Source organism: Paenibacillus sp. OT2-17 (assembly GCF_009827695.1).
Taxonomy (GTDB): Bacteria; Bacillota; Bacilli; order Paenibacillales; family Paenibacillaceae; genus Paenibacillus; species Paenibacillus polymyxa_B.
Genome location: NZ_WUDQ01000001.1, coordinates 218,357 through 234,121, shown reverse-complemented (window position 1 = coordinate 234,121; position 15,765 = coordinate 218,357). Strand labels below are relative to the sequence as shown.

Below are 15,765 nucleotides of genomic sequence, written 5' to 3'. Positions count from 1 at the left end.
TCTTACTATATAAAAGGTAAAGGTTAGCTTACCGACATGTGTAAAAGAGATGAGCAAGGAGAAGCGCCGTGCAAAAAAAATTGCGTCTACGAAACCGGGCGGACTTTGGGCGCGTATACCGCCATGGCAAATCTTTTGCCAACCATCAGTTTGTGGTGTACTGGTTCCGCCGCAGAGAGGTAGAGCAGTTCCGCGTCGGAATTTCGGCCAGCAAGAAGATCGGCAACGCAGTAGTTCGCAACCGGATGCGCAGAATCGTTAAGGAAATTGTGCGCCATCATGAGCATGAATTGGTGGAGCAGATTGACCTGATTTTTATCGTTCGTAAGGGTGCGGTTACAATGTCGTATCAAGAGCTGGAGAAAAGCGTGCTGCACGTTCTACGCAAAGCCTCGCTGCTCAAGTCTTCACGCCGATAGTCAGTATCTTTGTCCTACAGGATATGGTATGATTTACGTTGGAATGGATTGGTTAAGAAAGGGGTTATGAAGTGTCGCGTTTGAAGACTCAACGAGGAAAATGGTTCCTCCTGATTGCCTTATTGGCACTTGTTGCTGTGCTGTCCGGATGTGCTCAGACGGCCCACAATTCTTACACGACGGCAGACTTGGCCAATGGATCGTTTTGGCAAAGATATGTCGTTTACTGGTTTTCGTATGCGTTAGATACATTTGCCCAATGGTTCTCTGGAGAGTATGGCCTGGCCGTACTGATTCTGGTGATTATCGTGCGAACCATTATTTTGCCGCTTACACTCAAGCAAGTACGTAGTTCCAAAGCTATGCAGGCCATTCAGCCGCAATTAAAAGAAATTCAAGCGAAGTACAAGGATACGCCTGAAAAAGTCCAGCAAGAGACGATGAAGTTGTTCCAGGAAAATAAGGTCAACCCGATGGCTGGCTGTCTTCCTTTGGTAGTACAGATGCCAATTTTCATCGCGCTTTATAATGCCATTTATTATAACTCGGCATTGCGGGATCATGACTTCTTGTGGCTCCAGTTAGGTAAACCGGATCACTTGTTTATCCTGCCGATTTTGGCAGCGATTACGACTTTTGTCCAAACCTGGATGATGATGAAAATGAATCCGACGCCGCAGCAGGGACCAATGCAATTTTTGCTGTACGTCTATCCGGTGCTGATTCTGTTCATGTCGTACAACTTCCCATCCGCTTTGCCGTTGTACTGGTTCTACAGTAATATTTACACGATCATTCAAAACTATTTCCTTTATCGGAATAAGGATAAAGAAGCAGCACTGGCGAATGTGAAAACAGCCAGTCTCGCGAAAACAGGTTCCTCCAATAGTAAGAAAAAAAGTGGCAAAAACACGAAGGGGGCTAAAAAGTCGAGATGACCAAAGTCGTGACATCAGGAAAAACCGTTGAAGATGCTGTAAGACAAGGACTCTCCCAGCTGGGAGTAAGCCGTGAACGGGTAACCGTAAGCGTGTTGGAACAGCCGTCAAAAGGATTCCTGGGGTGGCTCGGGGTCAAGAAGGCGAAGGTGGAGCTTACGCTGCTCTCTGAGCCGTCTCCTGAAACCACACACGCGGCTGAACCTCATGTATCGGCTCAAGCACCTTCTAGCGTGGGACAGGCTTTATCAGAGGAAACTGGGCCTGTTGCACAGGAAGCACAGATGAACATGGAAGCACCCTCGGGACATATAGACCCTTATGAAGAGGCGGTGCGTTTCATCCGTGAAACAGCAGCAGGAATGGGACTGGACGTTAAAGTTGATGTCCGCCACCGCAAGGATGAAAGTATACTGGATATCTCCGGTCCGTCACTCGGTATGTTGATCGGCCGCAGAGGACAGACATTGGATGCATTACAGTACCTGACGAATATCGTTGCCAACCGTCATTCTGACAAATTCATCCGAATTGTGCTGGATGCCGAGCAATTTCGTGCACGTCGGCAAAAAACGCTGGAGGATTTGGCAGATCGGTTGGCAAACCAGGCTATTCGTTATGGCAAGGAAGTGGTACTGGAGCCAATGCCGTCACAGGAGCGGAAGCTGATTCACGCCAAGCTCCAACAGCATGCGCTGGTTAGAACATACAGCAAGGGGGACGAGCCCAATCGGCGCGTTGTCATTGCTAAAAAATAATCCGACGCAATGGCTCTCTGCAAGATGCAGAAGCCATTGCTTTTTTTCTTATATTTCTCGCTGAAACGGCTGCCGTCCTTGATGAAGGACGGCAATGTCGTTTCTACTTGATAGGAGGTAGAAACTTTATGCTGAGCGATACTATAGCTGCCATTGCAACGGCTGTCGGCGAGGGCGGCATTGCGGTTGTACGGATCAGCGGTCCAGAAGCGGTCATGGAAGTGGAGGCATTGTTCCGTAGTAAAACGCCTCTAAGCAAGGCTCCAACTCACACGGTACATTATGGACATATAATAGATCCTCAAAGCCAGGAAAAGGTGGAGGAAGTTTTAGTTACAGTGATGCGGGCCCCGCGCTCTTTTACGACAGAAGATGTCGTAGAAATCAGCACTCATGGCGGGGTCGTAGCCGTCAAACGGGTGATGGATTTACTATTGCTGCAAAATATACGTCTGGCTGAGCCAGGTGAATTTACGAAACGTGCTTTTTTGAATGGTCGTATTGACCTGAGTCAGGCGGAGGGTGTTATTGACTTGATTCGTTCCAAATCAGATAAAGCTTTTTCGGTGGCTTTGAAGCAGGTGGATGGACAACTGTCCCAGAATATTCGTCGCTTGCGTCATGTTTTGGTGGAGACACTTGCTCATATTGAAGTGAACATTGATTATCCTGAGCATGATGTTGAATCTTTTACATCTGACTTAATCAAGGATAAAAGCAGTCAGGTCATGACGGAAATTGATCGGCTGTTGCATACGGCGGAGCAGGGAAAGATTTTACGTGAAGGGCTGACCACAGCGATTGTTGGAAGACCAAATGTGGGAAAATCATCACTGCTGAACACATTGGCTCAGGGCGAGCGGGCAATTGTGACCGATATTCCGGGCACAACCCGTGACGTTATTGAGGAATATGTGACGATTAATAGTATTCCGCTCAAGCTGCTGGATACAGCTGGGATTCGTGAAACGATGGACGTAGTGGAACGGATCGGAGTAGAACGTTCGAGAACGGCGGTTAGTGAAGCGGATCTGCTGCTCATCGTCATTAACGCCAACGAACCACTGCATGAGGATGAAATGGCATTAATGGAACAAATCCGCGGTAGACAAGCGATTGTCATTATGAATAAAATGGACTTACCGGCCCAAGTAGACCGGGATTTGTTGCTGCGTTATGTTCCCGAAGAGCTTATCGTACCGATGTCTGTGAAGGAAAATGAGGGAGCGGACCGACTGGAGCAGGCTATATCGAATTTATTCTTTAGCGGCAAGCTGGAATCAGCGGATATGACATATGTCAGCAACGTACGGCATATTGCTTTGTTGAAGAAGGCGCGGCAATCGCTGGTAGATGCCTATGAAGCCGCTGATCAATTTGTTCCGATCGACATGATCCAGATTGATGTAAGGCTGGCATGGGAGCATTTGGGTGAGATTGTAGGCGATACTGCGCATGATGCGCTAATAGATCAAATATTTTCACAATTTTGTCTGGGCAAATAGAACTTTCAAGCATGGCTGATATAAGCCTACTATCGTTATATATACAAGAGCATATTCGGCGTGAAGACCGGAATGTATAAGGAGGTAAGAAAGGTATGGGTTACCAAGGAGGCGACTATGACGTAATTGTCGTAGGCGCGGGCCATGCGGGCGTAGAATCAGCCTTGGCAGCAGCACGGATGGGCTGTCGCACGTTGATGATCACAATTAACCTGGATATGGTCGCTTTCATGCCCTGCAACCCGTCTATTGGCGGTCCTGCAAAAGGGCATGTGGTGCGAGAAATTGATGCACTGGGCGGCGAAATGGGTCGGAATATCGATAAGACGTTTATCCAAATGAGAATGTTGAATACTGGTAAAGGTCCCGCGGTTCATGCATTGCGTGCACAAGCAGACAAGTTCTCTTATCAGCATACGATGAAGGAAACGATGGAAAAGGAACCGAATCTGACCTTACGCCAAGGTATGGTTGAAGAGCTGATTATGGAAGACGGCCATTGCGTAGGTGTAATTACGAAGACGGGCACAGAGTATCGAAGTAAAGCAGTTGTCCTGACCACAGGCACTTATCTGCGCGGAAAAATCATTATGGGCGAGCTGATGTATGAGAGTGGTCCGAACAATCAACAGCCTTCGTTGAGATTGTCTGAGCATTTGAGAGAGCTGGGTTTTGATCTGGTTCGATTTAAGACAGGAACGCCGCCACGTGTGCATAAGGACACGATTGATTTTAGCAAAACGGAAATACAACCGGGTGATGATCAACCGAAGTTCTTTTCCTATGAAACGAAGTCTTCAGATAATGAACAGCTTCCTTGCTGGCTGACATATACTTCAATAGAAACGCATCAGATTATTAATGATAATTTGCACCGTGCACCCATGTTCTCTGGTCTGATTGAAGGAACGGGACCACGTTATTGCCCATCTATTGAAGATAAGGTGGTACGTTTCAGTGATAAGCCTAAGCACCAAATCTTTTTGGAGCCTGAAGGTAAAAACACATCTGAATACTATGTTCAGGGCTTGTCGACCAGCTTGCCAGAGGATGTGCAATTAGCTGTGCTGCGTTCGATTCCGGGGATGGAAAAGGTAGAGATGATGCGCAATGGCTATGCTATCGAATATGATGCAATGGTACCTACGCAGTTATGGCCTACTTTGGAAACGAAGAAAGTCCCAGGCTTGTTCACAGCAGGTCAGATTAACGGTACTTCCGGTTACGAAGAAGCTGCAGGTCAAGGGATTATGGCAGGGATTAATGCAGCTCGCAAGGTGCAGGGCAAAGAGCCCGTCGTGCTGGACCGTTCGCAAGGCTACATTGGGGTTCTGATCGACGATCTCGTGACGAAGGGTACGAATGAGCCGTATCGCTTACTGACGTCACGTGCAGAATATCGTCTGTTGTTGCGTCATGATAACGCCGACCTGCGATTGACTCCGATCGGGCATGATATTGGCCTAATTACGGATGAACGATACGAGCGCTTTTTGGATAAAAAGCAAAAGGTAGAGCAAGAGATTGAACGTTTACGCTTGGCGAAGGTTCGTCCGGTTGATATAAATGAGATGCTGGAGCAAGGTGGATCTGCACCAATACAGGATGGAAGTAATTTGTTAACGGTGCTGCGTCGACCAGAGATCAGTTATGCGCAAGTAGCACAAATCTCACCTTCACCTATAGCTCTAACTGAGGAAGAACAGGAGCAGGTGGAAATCCAAATTAAGTATGCGGGCTACATTGAAAAGCAATTGATGCATGTTGAGCGTCTGCAAAAGATGGAGAAGAAGAAGCTCCCAGAGGATATTGTATACAGTGAAGTTCAAGGACTGGCCATTGAAGCCAAGCAGAAACTTGAAAAGATCCGTCCGATGTCGATTGGCCAAGCATCCCGTATTTCGGGTGTAACTCCTGCGGATATTTCCATTTTGCTGGTTTATCTGGAGCATTATAACCGCGTAACGGCAGCAAGGGGATCATAATGGACGCGATACAACAGCAATTTAAGCAGCGCCTGGCAGAGCATAGTATTGTGATTAATGACAGTCAGTTAGAGCAGTTTGAAACATATTACCGTGTGCTGGTTGAGTGGAATGAAAAAATGAACCTGACGGGTATTACTGAGCGTGATGCAGTGTACACCAAGCATTTTTATGATTCTCTTTCCTTGGCCTTTTATGTACCGTTAAAAGATGTGGAAAGCCTAGCTGATATTGGATCAGGTGCAGGTTTTCCGGGCATTCCTTTGAAAATATGCTTTCCGCAGATTCAGTTGACTATTGTAGACTCGTTGAATAAACGTATACAATTCTTGGCACATGTGGTAGAACAGTTGGGTCTGGAAAATGTTGAACTGATTCATAGCAGGGCAGAGGAATTGGGGCGTAAACCAGGATACCGCGATAGTTATGATCTAGTGACAGCCAGAGCGGTTGCTCGTCTCGCAGTATTGAATGAATTTTGTTTGCCGTTTGTCCGTGAAGGAGGACACTTTGCCGCGATGAAGGGCAGTGATCCTATAGAGGAAATCAAGGAAGCTTCCTACAGCTTGAAAGAGCTAAAGGGAAAAATCAAACATGTTCAGGCCTTCCAGCTACCTGTTGAAGATGCAGCTAGACATATCATTATTATTGAAAAAAGAGCGGCGACACCACGAAAATATCCACGTAAGCCGGGTACTCCTTTGAAGACGCCGTTAGTGTAAATGTTTGAAAGAAAGTGAATGTTTCACGTGAAACATTCACTTTTTTTATGGCTGATAGACTCTTTACATAAAAGACTCTTTGCTAACATACGTTCTTGTTTACATTTGGGGAGGAAGATGGATTATAGTTATCAAAGAGGATGCATAATTTATTCTCTGATCCTTCCGAAAAGCTGGTAGAGACGATAGGATTATGGCTGGAAAAGTGATAGAATAGAGATAATCGTTTTAATGTAAGTTGACTGCTCCTGTACACATGAATTCAGATATACATATAGGGGAGTGGGACAACAAATGTCAGGGGAGTACGTGGAGTGTACCCGCTTACGGCGCTGTTTCATATAAAAGGGTCTACGATCCGCGTAAGGAACTGTTTTTCACGAAGCGCTGTTTGTATGGTGCTATTATGAAATTAGGTGGTATTATACGGAATGAAAGAACAATTTTCCAAGCTATTTGGTTTGACGGAGCGATCTACTGGGGACGAAATAAAACAAATTCCAGTTCGGGATATTGTCAGCAGTCCTTATCAGCCCCGTACCATATTTGACGACGAGAAGATTGATGAGCTATGCCAGACCATTAAGACGCATGGTGTAATTCAACCGATTGTCGTTCGTTTCCGTAATGGACAATATGAGATTATAGCCGGGGAACGTCGTTGGAGAGCTGTCACCAAGCTGGGTATGGAAACTATTCCAGCCATTGTTCGTGAGTTTAATGATTCACAAGCTGCATCCATCGCGTTGATTGAGAATCTTCAACGGGAAGGGTTAACTGCGATTGAAGAGGCTGTAGCTTACCAAAAGCTGATTGATCTACATCAGCTCACCCAGGAAAGCCTCGCTCAACGACTTGGTAAAAGCCAATCCACTATTGCTAACAAGATACGGCTGCTTCATCTGCCGGAGAGAGTGAAAGAGGCTCTAATGGAACGGAAGGTGTCCGAGCGTCATGCTCGTGCATTATTGTCATTAGAGACCGAAGAACTACAGTACAAGGTTTTAGATGAAGTCATTGCCAAAGAACTCAATGTGAAGCAGACAGAGGCACGAGTTGCCTTTTATAAACAAGTATCCACCAATAAGAAATCGAAGCGGATTTCCTTTACCAAGGATGTCCGGCTTGCGCTGAATACGATACGTCAATCCATTGATATGGTGTCTGGCTCAGGCTTGGATATCAAAACCAAGGAATCTGATCATGAGGATCACTATGAGATTGTCATTCAAATTCCCAAACGTAAGTAAGGGATGAAGCGTACAGGCGGCAGCAATTGCCGCTTTTTCTGTCTAACGCCGAATAAAACCGCAGCATACTCAATTCTATTCTGAAATTGCCGTTATCCGTAAGTTAAGGACTAAGTAACGTCTCCATAGAGCATTTTGCAATCATGGAGTGTAGCAGGATTCCGATTAAATTATGAGGTGAATGAAGTGTCAAAAATAATAGCCGTAGCCAATCAAAAGGGCGGAGTAGGCAAAACAACTACTTCCGTTAATTTGGGCGCCGGACTTGCTTCCCTCGGCAAAAGGGTATTGCTCGTGGATATCGACCCGCAAGGTAATACAACCAGCGGTGTGGGTATCAATAAGGCGGATGTGGCAAATTGCATTTATGATGTACTCATTAACGAGGTTGATCCTAGCGAAGCTATTGTCAGTACACAGGTTGAAGGATTAGATATTATTCCGGCAACCATTCAGTTAGCAGGCGCGGAAATTGAACTGGTACCGACCATTTCTCGTGAATTGAGATTAAAAAGATCGCTTCAACTCGTTAAGCATAATTATGATTATATTTTAATTGATTGCCCGCCATCGCTGGGTATTTTGACGCTCAATTCATTGACGGCTTCCGATTCAGTCATTATTCCAATCCAGTGTGAATATTACGCATTGGAAGGATTAAGTCAATTGTTGAATACCGTGCGATTAGTGCAAAAACATCTGAACACCTCATTGCAAATTGAAGGTGTGTTGTTAACCATGTTTGATGCCCGCACGAACTTGGGTATTCAGGTGATTGAAGAAGTGAAAAAGTATTTTCAAAGCAAGGTTTATCAGACGATTATTCCACGCAATGTGAGACTCAGCGAAGCACCATCACATGGCCAGTCCATTATTACGTATGATCCCCGTTCCCGTGGGGCAGAGGTATATATTGAGTTGGCAAAGGAAGTGGTATCTTATGAGTAAACGGTTGGGAAAAGGACTTGATGCACTCATTCCCTCCCTTACAGTCAATGAAGAGGATAAGGTTGTTGACATTCCGCTCAGCCAGTTGCGTGCGAATCCGTACCAGCCTCGAAAAACGTTTGATGAAGAGTCCATTAAGGAATTAGCCGAATCCATTCGTCAGCACGGTGTTATCCAACCCATTATTGCACGTAGTGTATTGCGAGGATATGAAATCATAGCCGGGGAAAGACGTTTTCGGGCTTCTCAATTTTGTGGGAATCCGACTATACCTGTAGTTGTTCGCAATTTTACGGATCAGCAGGTGATGGAGATTGCCCTGATTGAGAATTTACAGCGTGAGAATTTGAATGCAATGGAAGTGGCAGTAGCTTATCAGGGATTAATGGATCAGTTTTCTTTAACTCAGGAAGAGTTGTCCATGAAAGTGGGAAAATCACGTTCTCATATTGCCAATTTCCTTCGCTTGCTCGCATTGCCTGAAGAAGTTAAAGATCATGTTTCACGTGGAACATTGTCTATGGGACATGCTAGAGCTATTGTTGGGCTCAAAGATCCAGACATGGTGAAACAGTTAGCACAGCAATGTATTGAACAGCAGTGGAGTGTTCGCGAACTGGAGGAAGCTGTACAGCAGTTGGATCATAAGCCTGGTGAGGCGAAAGCCAAAACAAAGGTACGAAAAAAGGACCCCTATATTGACCATATGGAAGAGTCCCTGCGTGAACGCTTTAAAACAACTGTAAAGATCAAGCACAATAAGGATAAAGGCAAAATTGAATTGAATTATTACAGCCAGCAGGATTTGGAAAGATTACTGGAGCTATTACAGTAGTTTGTTGAAATATGGACATGTCTCCTTGAGCAAAATGGAAAGTGAGATATGTCTTTGCTTTGTCTGGAATTGCAGGAATTAGAATGGTTTTGATGGATAAACTAATAGTCTTGTGTTATTTGTTTCGCTGTTCTCAAACGTATAAAATATAAGTATGCAGTAACATGATTTTTGAGGTAGAGGAGTAGAAGCAAGCATATGGCTGAATTGAATGGACTAATCATGGAACAGCTTGCCGGAATCGTTGCAGGGATCGTGCTTATTTTGCTCATCCTGTTGATTGTTATTATCGTGCAGGGTGCAAAGCTGAAGAAGATGCGGCGAAAGTATGAAACCATGATGGCAGGCAGCGGTGTCGAGAATTTGGAAACGCTGCTGATTGATTTGAAGGTACAGATGGATACGATTGAGGATGAGCAGGAGACCCATCGTGCAAGTATGAAATCACTACGTAGTAAACTGACTGGCTTGAAGGGACATATAGGTATCAAACGCTATAATGCCTTTGGTGAGAGAGGAAGCGATTTAAGCTTTTCTCTGGCTATTGTAGACGACAATCAGGATGGTATGGTATTAACCGGCATTTATAACCGAGATGGCTCATATGTGTATGCCAAGCCTCTAGAAGCGGGACAATCCACCTATTCCTTATCACCTGAAGAAAAAGAAGCCGTTACTCTTGCGCAGCAAGCAGGACAGAACGGTAATGCCACTCCTTAATCGCGGAGTATAGGCTACCAGCAATAATATCTGATAATTTCATTACCAAATTTAGTCTCGTATTTTGCAGCACGAAGTATTCCATGAAGCCGCCGACGTTAACGATACCAGTCAAATGGATATCGCCGACCGGCGGTAATTCTTTATTTACACCTGCTCCAGGCTTGAGAGGACCATCTGAAACCTGAATGCATCCAACGCTGGAGGTTTGTCCAAGACATGCATCTATACCAATAATATAAGGCTGTTCATATCGGGCTTGTATGCCATTCAGCGTCGTTTGCAGGTTCATGGCATGTACAGGCTCCTCTAAGGTACCGTATAAGTTAAACAGAGGGCTTTTGTAGCGTGATAAATGTGTACCTACGAGCGGACCCAGGCAATCTCCAGTAGAACGGTCGGTGCCGATGCAAATAATGACAATATTTTGCAGACTCGGCGCCTGATGCAGATGGAACAGCAGACGATGGATGATGGCTGATTGGATCCCGGGGTCTGTGTGTGATATTTTTAAGCTTAGGGGTTCTTGCTCCGGAATGAAGTCAGATGGATGAGTCATGGAATCTTCCTTTCGCTCTGTAATGGAGTGTGAAGGTTGCGCTCGCTGTACCTTGGAGAATAACAATTAGCCTGCGGGTAACATTTATTCTCAAGATAGTAGCTAGTATATGGATAAACTTGTGCTTTTATACTCGAAGGAAGTAGATTATTCATAGCCATATGTTTGAAGTCAGTAGATAAGCTTATATAGTAGGAAATAGAATTCGGGAAGCAGGAAGAGTAGTTCCCTTTTTTAAGGAGGAGTACAGGATGACCTTTATGCATTGGCTGGAGGGCGATTCAGGCACAGAAGAGGTAGTGGAGGGTGCTATTCACTTGAAGGATGTCGTATGGAAATTCATTACAGATGGTGAGATGTGGTCGACCTTTTTGTTTGTGATTTTGAAAATCGCAATTATTTTCATTATTACACGTATCTTTATTCGAGTTATTAATAAAATTATAGATAAGTCAATGCAACAAAAGGGAGATAACGGCAGATTCCGATTGAATACAAGGCGGTTAACGACCGTTGGGGAATTGCTAAAAAATGTAACCAATATTGTATTCAATTTCATCTTGATTATGCTGGTGCTTTCTCAAATGGGCATTAATCTTGGTCCCCTGATTGCTGGAGCTGGAGTGCTTGGATTGGCCGTTGGTTTTGGGGCACAGAGCCTGGTTAAGGATGTAATTACTGGATTCTTCATTATTTTTGAAGATCAATTTGCCGTAGGAGACGTCATTCAGACAGGTACTTTCAAGGGTACGGTGGAAATGATCGGGCTGCGTACAACCAGACTGGTGAGCTGGAAAGGTGAGGTGTACATTTTACCAAACGGCTCCATTACAACGGTAACGAACTTCTCCATGTCTAACGCATTGGCGGTAGTGGATGTGCCAATGAAGGCCGAGCGTAGTCTGGAGGAAGCAGTTGGTTTGGTAAAACAGGCAATCCAAGGCATTGAAGAGTCCAATGTACAGATACTTAATATACCAGATGTGTTAGGGGTTCAGTCCATGACTACCTCAGAGTATATTGTGCGTGTTGTGGCAGAATGTATGCCAAATACAGGGGCCGTGGTAGAGCGTGATATTCAGAATAACATCAAGAAGGCCCTAGAGGATGAGGAACATCGTCAGGCAGCCTTGGAGACAGCGATAACCCTAGAAAAAGAAGATGAACAAGGAAGAAAAGGGGGAGAGAAGGGTGGAGCGTAAGTCATTTGAACTAGGGGACATTGTACAGATGAAGAAGCCTCATCCGTGTGGAACGAATGAAATGGAAATTATCCGCATGGGGATGGATATTCGAATCAAATGTGTCGGTTGCCAGCATAGTGTGCTGATTCCGCGTGCCAAGTTCGAAAAGAATATGAAGAAAGTGCTGCGCTCAAAGTCCAACGCCGACGAGCAAAACACGGAAGCGAATTGAGCCAAGAAGGATGAATGGCGATGAACCAGAATCAGCTTGCGTCACAGTTGCAATGATGATATAATTATCCTTGCTGCGGAAAGGTACCCAAGAGGTCTAAGGGGGCTGACTCGAAATCAGTTAGGCGTCGCAAGGCGTGCGTGGGTTCGACTCCCACTCTTTCCGCCACTAACTTCATTTAATAAACCAATCTCTTACGTCTGTGACGTAGGAGATTTTTTGTTTATGGGAGATATTTTGAAGGTATATATGCGGCTAACGTGTCCACGAAGTAAAGAACTTAGAAGGGATTTATGCTTTTTGAAAGGTAAGAATCATATTATTAAAAAAAGTACGCGCTATCCCAAAGTGGATTAGCGCGTATTTTCTGTGCTTTGAGGGACGTACTGAATGATATCTTCAATACCAAATGTTTGTTCCAAGCCGTGGCTACGGGCGATTTCGTTTATCGCATTTAGGATATTGACCAAGGTTTCCAGCTTAATGGTTTTTGTATCGCCACTTGCTAAATCAAGAATTGTAGCAGGTCTTGTTTTCGACTCCACCGCGATCTTGTTACGTGTAGCTCCAATCATTTCTAGTGTTTCACTCAATTTAAAATGAATTTGACTCACGTTAATGAGCCTCCTTAAGAAAATATTGTGGGTTACAAAATTACTAAATTAGTTATTTGTATTATATCCTACACTACCTATATCGTAAAACTTTTTTCGTATATCCTATTGACATACTACTCACCGAGTAGTACTATTTTTTATATTATATTACTAATAAAGTAGTACTTATTAAGTTTTATTGGTTTTAGGTTTACATACTTTTGCTCCATATTACTTGGAAAGAAGGATAACTTTATTTTCATTAGGAAAGGGGAAACGATGTATGAGTAAATCGTTGGCATTGGAGTGGGCTTCGATGGTATACGGGAAGGATGCTACTTCTTCTATCTGGACAATGGTGTGCTATGTCTGCGTCAGGTACGCAAGTTGGAGCAGCTGGCACACACACATTTGTTCATTGATGGTGACAGTGCAGGATTACAACTGGCAGAGGGGATTCAGCGTGATTTGATGGAGGTAGTGACGGACATCATCAGAAACTGGAGAGACAAAAGCGGTCTAACTTTCCTGTTCGATGAATTGCTGTGTCTGCGAGAAAGGGGAGATATACAGCTCGACCTTGTAAAAGACAAGGGTTAGGTTGTTCCTTCTGAATGTTGTCTTTCAAGAAAAAATGCTCCTGACAGCAGAAAAACATTGCCGTTAGGAGCACTCTTTTGTTATAGCTGGTTAGGCGGGTAATGATAGCGTTTTGTTTTTTTTGAGCCAGAGATCATCAGAAGGATCGCTGCAATCAAATGGAGAGCCCAGCCTACAAAGGGTATCCAGGCCAGCAAAGAAGTGAGTACTCCCCATACGGAGCCGTAGATCGCCTCCTGATTGCGTAACGACAGGATAAGTGTTACTGCATGCAGGACAAGCATAAATCCCAGAGCCGAGTAGCCGGTCCCCATGACAATAGCTCCCCCCACAATCGGTACGGCAAGCACCAATTCGAATATACCTGATATCCACTTTAATATTCGAGAATAGCTCATCTTTAAACCTCCGTAGATAGTAGGTCTTTGTACTTGGATATATTCTAGCAGAAGGAGCTGAATTAATCTGCATTTTACCAGGATATGCAAAAAGTCCGATAATGCAACAAAGGAGGACCACAAAGGTCCTCCATCGTAGGCGATACATTTTTAACAGGATACGATCTGTCCAATCACATCATGAAACTCGGTGTACTGACCAGCAATACCGTGTTGAAAAGACAGTGTCCTTTTACACAAACCTAACGCTTCTAATGCCCGGAATGGATCTCCTAACAGTTTGTCCGGCTACGTCGTCCAACGGAACCACACCTCTCTGTTGTATCGCCTAATCATAATATGGCCAGGATTCCGAGGAAATATACATTAGTGGACACGAGCTTTCGTTTTTTTCTTCCATTTGCGATTATGGTTGGCGGTTTCGGGAAAAGAATCGCCTCTTTCCAGCGTTACTTGCTGTGGGTTTTGGATTTCAGTATGGAAGCTCTTTTCTCCGACCTCCATGTATACGCCGTCGTTTGGGACCTTATCCCCTGGTTCGAACTCAGTCTTTTCACCCATACGGTGGTGCCTCCTTAGATAAATGAATTTGGACTGCAACGGTTATTGTGCGCTGTCTTGAACAGAAACATGCGAAACCGGGTATACAGATACTGAGTGAATCAAATGATTTCCTTTATATATGCGAAATTTTTGATATGCTATAAAATTGTATAAAGCTCATGATATGCAGTGTTTTTAGCCGTTTTAGGCTTGTTTATTGAATTTGTAGGTTGCATTCAGTTGTTGGATTTGGTAAACTGTTTTAGTGCGAGCTTAGGCTCGTTCCTTGCTCTCAACTGAGATTGAGGGCCTTATGTCCATAAGGAGGTGTAAAGAATGCGCAAATATGAAGCGATGTATATTATTCGTCCTGACATTGAACAAGAAGCTGTTCAAGCGACAGTCGATAAATTCCAAGGTATCATCTCTAACGGCGGTGGCGAAATTACGAGTCACGATGTAACTAAACGCCGTCTTGCGTATGAGATCAAGAAATTCCGTGATGGTTCTTTCGTTCTGGTAAACTTCACAGCAGAACCTGCTGTTGTTACTGAGCTTGAGCGTATCATGAAAATTTCTGACGAAGTAATTCGTTATCTCATTACGAACGACGTAGCTTAATTATTGTACGTGATTATGTAATGAACAACGCTCAAAGGAGGGGATTGGATTGTTGAACCGTGTCATTCTGATCGGTCGTTTGACCAAAGATCCAGAGCTGCGCTATACACCATCTGGTGTAGCAGTAACCCAGTTCACCCTGGCTGTAGACCGTCCGTTTACGAGTCAAGGCGGCGAACGGGAAGCGGATTTCTTGCCGATCGTAACCTGGCGTCAGCTTGCTGAAACATGCGCTAACTATCTTCGCAAAGGTCGTTTAACGGCCGTTGAAGGCCGTGTTCAGGTGCGTAATTATGAGAACAATGAAGGAAAACGTGTATACGTGACTGAAATTGTAGCTGATAATGTGCGTTTCTTGGAATCTAACCGCGATGGCGGTAACGGTGGCGGCAATAGCGGTGGAGCTGCGCGTGAGGAGTCTCCTTTCGGAGGCGGTAACAGCAATAGTGGACGCGGGAATAATAACTCGCGAAACAATCAGGATCCTTTTTCCGATGACGGAAAACCGATCGATATTTCGGATGATGATTTACCATTTTAATTGGGAAAGGACTGACAAAGAATGGGCTTCAGACAAAGAGAAGGCGGAGACGATAACAAAAGACCAGCTCGTCGTGGTGGTCGCAACAAACGTCGTAAAGTATGTTTCTTCACTGTGAACAAAATTACTCACATTGACTATAAAGATACAGACCTGCTTAAAAAATTCATCAGCGAACGTGGAAAAATTCTTCCTCGTCGTGTGACTGGAACAAGTGCGAAATATCAACGTATGTTGACAATCGCTGTTAAACGTTCCCGTCAAATCGCATTGCTTCCTTACACTACTGAATAGTAGTAGGTGGAAAAAAGAGACGTTCCCGATCCCGGGAGCGTCTTTTTTCGTGATTTTTTATATTGACAACAAGTGCCATCTATTGTAACTTACTAATAATACAATCCATGTTTACCC

At 44.5% G+C, this 15,765-nt stretch carries 20 protein-coding genes and 1 tRNA gene; 17 read left to right on the top strand and 4 right to left on the bottom strand.

Annotated features, from left to right (window positions below; all coding sequences use genetic code 11):
• The first annotated feature begins 68 nt into the window (after positions 1 to 68).
• The 10 genes from rnpA (at position 69) to GRP75_RS01070 (ending at position 10,080) form a co-directional block, all read left to right on the top strand.
• Entirely contained in the window at positions 69 to 419 is a 351-nt protein-coding gene (rnpA, locus tag GRP75_RS01115; RefSeq protein WP_013312817.1) for a ribonuclease P protein component, read from the top strand.
• Positions 420 to 490: 71 nt separating this feature from the next.
• A complete protein-coding gene (locus tag GRP75_RS01110; RefSeq protein WP_023991157.1) occupies positions 491 to 1,357 on the top strand; it encodes a YidC/Oxa1 family membrane protein insertase in 867 nt (288 codons plus the stop codon).
• Entirely contained in the window at positions 1,354 to 2,115 is a 762-nt protein-coding gene (gene jag, locus GRP75_RS01105) for an RNA-binding cell elongation regulator Jag/EloR (protein WP_023991156.1), read from the top strand. Before GRP75_RS01110 ends, jag begins: the two co-directional genes overlap by 4 nt.
• Before the next feature lie 128 nt (positions 2,116 to 2,243).
• Entirely contained in the window at positions 2,244 to 3,620 is a 1,377-nt protein-coding gene (gene mnmE / locus GRP75_RS01100) for a tRNA uridine-5-carboxymethylaminomethyl(34) synthesis GTPase MnmE (protein ID WP_023991155.1), read from the top strand.
• A gap of 95 nt (positions 3,621 to 3,715) precedes the next feature.
• On the top strand, positions 3,716 to 5,605 hold the full coding sequence (gene mnmG, locus GRP75_RS01095; protein WP_028540984.1) for a tRNA uridine-5-carboxymethylaminomethyl(34) synthesis enzyme MnmG: 1,890 nt from the start codon (positions 3,716 to 3,718) through the stop codon (positions 5,603 to 5,605).
• The gene (gene rsmG / locus GRP75_RS01090; RefSeq protein WP_160788396.1) at positions 5,605 to 6,327 is read left to right on the top strand and encodes a 16S rRNA (guanine(527)-N(7))-methyltransferase RsmG; all 723 of its coding nucleotides are present in this window, start codon (positions 5,605 to 5,607) and stop codon (positions 6,325 to 6,327) included. The genes mnmG and rsmG overlap by 1 nt, the downstream gene beginning before the upstream one ends.
• A gap of 431 nt (positions 6,328 to 6,758) precedes the next feature.
• A complete protein-coding gene (gene noc, locus GRP75_RS01085) occupies positions 6,759 to 7,577 on the top strand; it encodes a nucleoid occlusion protein (RefSeq protein WP_013312811.1) in 819 nt (272 codons plus the stop codon).
• A gap of 186 nt (positions 7,578 to 7,763) precedes the next feature.
• Complete coding sequence (locus GRP75_RS01080) at positions 7,764 to 8,525, top strand: ParA family protein (protein WP_023991152.1); 762 nt, start codon at positions 7,764 to 7,766, stop codon at positions 8,523 to 8,525.
• The gene (locus tag GRP75_RS01075; RefSeq protein ID WP_013312809.1) at positions 8,518 to 9,360 is read left to right on the top strand and encodes a ParB/RepB/Spo0J family partition protein; all 843 of its coding nucleotides are present in this window, start codon (positions 8,518 to 8,520) and stop codon (positions 9,358 to 9,360) included. The genes GRP75_RS01080 and GRP75_RS01075 overlap by 8 nt, the downstream gene beginning before the upstream one ends.
• Before the next feature lie 198 nt (positions 9,361 to 9,558).
• On the top strand, positions 9,559 to 10,080 hold the full coding sequence (locus GRP75_RS01070) for a DUF4446 family protein (protein WP_013312808.1): 522 nt from the start codon (positions 9,559 to 9,561) through the stop codon (positions 10,078 to 10,080).
• Here the strand turns inward: GRP75_RS01070 and yyaC are convergent.
• Positions 10,034 to 10,639 (bottom strand): spore protease YyaC, encoded by a 606-nt coding sequence (gene yyaC / locus GRP75_RS01065; RefSeq protein WP_023991150.1) that lies wholly within the window; start codon positions 10,637 to 10,639, stop codon positions 10,034 to 10,036. The two genes, GRP75_RS01070 and yyaC, sit on opposite strands and share 47 nt — an antisense overlap.
• Before the next feature lie 251 nt (positions 10,640 to 10,890).
• On the opposite strand from yyaC, the gene GRP75_RS01060 reads away from it, so the two are divergent.
• From GRP75_RS01060 to GRP75_RS01050, 3 genes are all read left to right on the top strand, one after another.
• Entirely contained in the window at positions 10,891 to 11,841 is a 951-nt protein-coding gene (locus GRP75_RS01060) for a mechanosensitive ion channel family protein (RefSeq protein ID WP_160788395.1), read from the top strand.
• A complete protein-coding gene (locus tag GRP75_RS01055; protein ID WP_160788394.1) occupies positions 11,831 to 12,055 on the top strand; it encodes a DUF951 family protein in 225 nt (74 codons plus the stop codon). The genes GRP75_RS01060 and GRP75_RS01055 overlap by 11 nt, the downstream gene beginning before the upstream one ends.
• 77 nt (positions 12,056 to 12,132) lie before the next feature.
• Positions 12,133 to 12,223: transfer RNA gene (locus GRP75_RS01050), tRNA-Ser, on the top strand.
• 185 nt (positions 12,224 to 12,408) lie between these two features.
• Here the strand turns inward: GRP75_RS01050 and GRP75_RS01045 are convergent.
• Positions 12,409 to 12,669, bottom strand: a complete 261-nt coding sequence (locus GRP75_RS01045; RefSeq protein ID WP_023991146.1) for a hypothetical protein — start codon at positions 12,667 to 12,669, stop codon at positions 12,409 to 12,411.
• A gap of 288 nt (positions 12,670 to 12,957) precedes the next feature.
• On the opposite strand from GRP75_RS01045, the gene GRP75_RS01040 reads away from it, so the two are divergent.
• On the top strand, positions 12,958 to 13,251 hold the full coding sequence (locus tag GRP75_RS01040; protein ID WP_337194204.1) for a hypothetical protein: 294 nt from the start codon (positions 12,958 to 12,960) through the stop codon (positions 13,249 to 13,251).
• Positions 13,252 to 13,331: 80 nt separating this feature from the next.
• Here the strand turns inward: GRP75_RS01040 and GRP75_RS01035 are convergent, their stop codons facing one another.
• The gene (locus GRP75_RS01035) at positions 13,332 to 13,649 is read right to left on the bottom strand and encodes a hypothetical protein (protein WP_013312804.1); all 318 of its coding nucleotides are present in this window, start codon (positions 13,647 to 13,649) and stop codon (positions 13,332 to 13,334) included.
• Positions 13,650 to 14,015: 366 nt separating this feature from the next.
• Entirely contained in the window at positions 14,016 to 14,210 is a 195-nt protein-coding gene (locus GRP75_RS01030; protein WP_013312803.1) for a YjzC family protein, read from the bottom strand.
• Positions 14,211 to 14,528: 318 nt separating this feature from the next.
• Here GRP75_RS01030 and rpsF point away from each other — a divergent pair, with 318 nt between their 5' ends.
• The 3 genes from rpsF to rpsR are packed head-to-tail and all read left to right on the top strand — an operon-like array spanning position 14,529 to position 15,648.
• Entirely contained in the window at positions 14,529 to 14,813 is a 285-nt protein-coding gene (gene rpsF / locus GRP75_RS01025) for a 30S ribosomal protein S6 (RefSeq protein WP_013312802.1), read from the top strand.
• A 49-nt stretch (positions 14,814 to 14,862) separates the two neighbouring features.
• Positions 14,863 to 15,354, top strand: coding sequence for a single-stranded DNA-binding protein (ssb, locus tag GRP75_RS01020; protein ID WP_013312801.1), 492 nt, complete (start codon positions 14,863 to 14,865; stop codon positions 15,352 to 15,354).
• 21 nt (positions 15,355 to 15,375) lie between these two features.
• Complete coding sequence (gene rpsR, locus GRP75_RS01015; protein ID WP_013312800.1) at positions 15,376 to 15,648, top strand: 30S ribosomal protein S18; 273 nt, start codon at positions 15,376 to 15,378, stop codon at positions 15,646 to 15,648.
• Positions 15,649 to 15,765: the final 117 nt, after the last annotated feature.